This window comes from Acidisphaera rubrifaciens HS-AP3, from assembly GCF_000964365.1.
GTDB lineage: Bacteria > Pseudomonadota > Alphaproteobacteria > Acetobacterales > Acetobacteraceae > Acidisphaera > Acidisphaera rubrifaciens.
Genome location: NZ_BANB01000683.1, coordinates 1 through 1,825 on the forward strand (window position 1 = coordinate 1; position 1,825 = coordinate 1,825).

Here is a 1,825-nt window from a genome sequence, read left to right on the forward strand (position 1 = left end):
CCGGCCTCCGGCACGCCTGCCCCCGCGACGGCGAAAGGCGGCGCGGCGGCGCCGACCAAGCCGCCGCCGGCATCGGCGCCCGAGCACCACGAGGCGACAAAGCCGACCATGAAAATGATCCCGGCCGGCGAGACGATGCCCATCCTCGGCCATGACGTGGACGGCCCGGACGGCCAGAATATCGGCAAGCTGGTGGACGTGCTGGTGGACGCGGGCGGCGTGCCGCGCGCAGCGGTGCTGGACGTGGGCGGGTTCCTTGGCGTCGGCAACCGCGTCGTCAGCGTCGAGTGGGACGCGCTGCATTTCCATCTGCGGTCGGCCGACCACGCCATCGTCACCACCCTGACGCCCGACCAGATCCGCGCCGCGCCCGAATACAAGGACCCCGGGCAGGCGGCCCCGGTGGTCGTGGCGCCGCGCCACCGCTGAGCCCGGCATGGCAAGCGCGACCGTCGAGCCGCTGGGTGCCGGCGGACGTATGTCCGGCAACCCCTCCTCCCGCCAGCCACGCGCGGCACGGGCGACGCAACGCAACGCGACGTCGCTGCGCGGCCTCGACTGGCTCAACTTCTTCATGGCGAACGTGCAGACCGGCTTCGGTCCGTTCATCGCCGTCTATCTGACCTCCCAGCGCTGGACGCAGACCGATATCGGCATCGCGCTGAGCGTCGGCACCGTGACGGCGATGATCAGCCAGATCCCCGGCGGGGCGCTGGTGGACGCGGTGCCCAGCAAGCGCATCGCCGCGGTCGTCGCCACGCTCGCCATCGCCGGCAGCGCCCTGCTGTTCGCGATACAGCCGGACAAGCTGCAGGTATTCACCGCCGAAATCCTGCACGGCATCGCGTCCTGCGTGATGACGCCGGCCATCGCGGCCATCAGCCTGGCGCTGGTGGGCCGGGCCGCGCTCGGCGAGCGGCTCGGTCGCAACGCCAGCTTCGCGTCGATCGGCAACGGGCTGGCCGCCGGCGTCATGGGCGCGTGCGGCGCCTATGTGTCGAGCCGGTCGGTGTTCATCCTGACCGCGGCGCTGGCGATCCCGGCCATGTTCGCCCTGCGCATGATCGGCCCCGCGCGGGTGCCGCGCGTGCCCGCACGCGAACAGGGCGGCGGCGCGCTGCGCGGGCTCGCCACGCTGTTCACCGACCGCCGGCTGCTGGCCTTCGCCGCCTGCGCCATGCTGTTCCAGCTCTCGGACGCGGCCATGCTGCCGATCGCCGCCGCGCGCGCGACGGCGCAGGCGGGGAGTGCGGCCAACCTGCTGATCGCCGCCTGCATCGTGGTGCCGCAGATCGTGGTGGCCTTCCTGTCGCCGCAGATCGGCCGCTGGGCGGAGACGCGCGGGCGGCGCTATGTCCTCCTGCTCGGCTGGGGCGCCCTGCCGCTGCGCGGCGTGCTGATGGCGATCTTCCCGAACGCCTACGTCATGGTGGGACTGCAGGCCCTGTCCGGCATCAGTGCCGCGACCTTCGGCGTGATGCTGCCGCTGATCTCGGCGGACGTCACACGCGGGACCGGCCGCTTCAACCTCGTGATGGGCGCGCTCGGCCTCGCGGTGAATATCGGCGCGACGCTGAGCACGACGATGGCCGGCGCGCTGGCCGATCACTACGGCGTCCGCATCGCCTTTCTCGGCCTCGCGGGCGCGGGCGGCCTCGGGACGCTGCTGATCTGGCTCACGATGCCGGAGACCCGCCGGCGACGGCGGCACCGACAATAGGCCCGTCCTCGCGCTGCAGCAGCAGAGCATAAGTCTCGCCCGCCGGCACCGGCACACTGCGCGCGACCGCCTCGCCCCGCCACGGCCCGAGATCGACGAGCGCAC

At 72.8% G+C, this 1,825-nt stretch carries 2 protein-coding genes; both read left to right on the forward strand.

Annotated features, from left to right (window positions below; genetic code table 11):
- Window positions 1–108: 108 nt before the first annotated feature.
- Window positions 109–429, forward strand: a complete 321-nt coding sequence (locus B8460_RS16355; RefSeq protein WP_148360656.1) for a PRC-barrel domain-containing protein — start codon at window positions 109–111, stop codon at window positions 427–429.
- Between the two features lie 7 nt (window positions 430–436).
- Window positions 437–1,720, forward strand: coding sequence for an MFS transporter (locus B8460_RS16360; RefSeq protein ID WP_241771217.1), 1,284 nt, complete (start codon window positions 437–439; stop codon window positions 1,718–1,720).
- Window positions 1,721–1,825 lie beyond the last annotated feature (105 nt).

Bases quoted from the DNA above. Each gene is read 5' to 3' on its own strand.
- B8460_RS16355 (WP_148360656.1), top strand. From the start codon at position 109: ATGAAAATGATCCCGGCCGGCGAGACGATGCCCATCCTCGGCCATGAC.
- B8460_RS16360 (WP_241771217.1), top strand. From the start codon at position 437: ATGGCAAGCGCGACCGTCGAGCCGCTGGGTGCCGGCGGACGTATGTCC.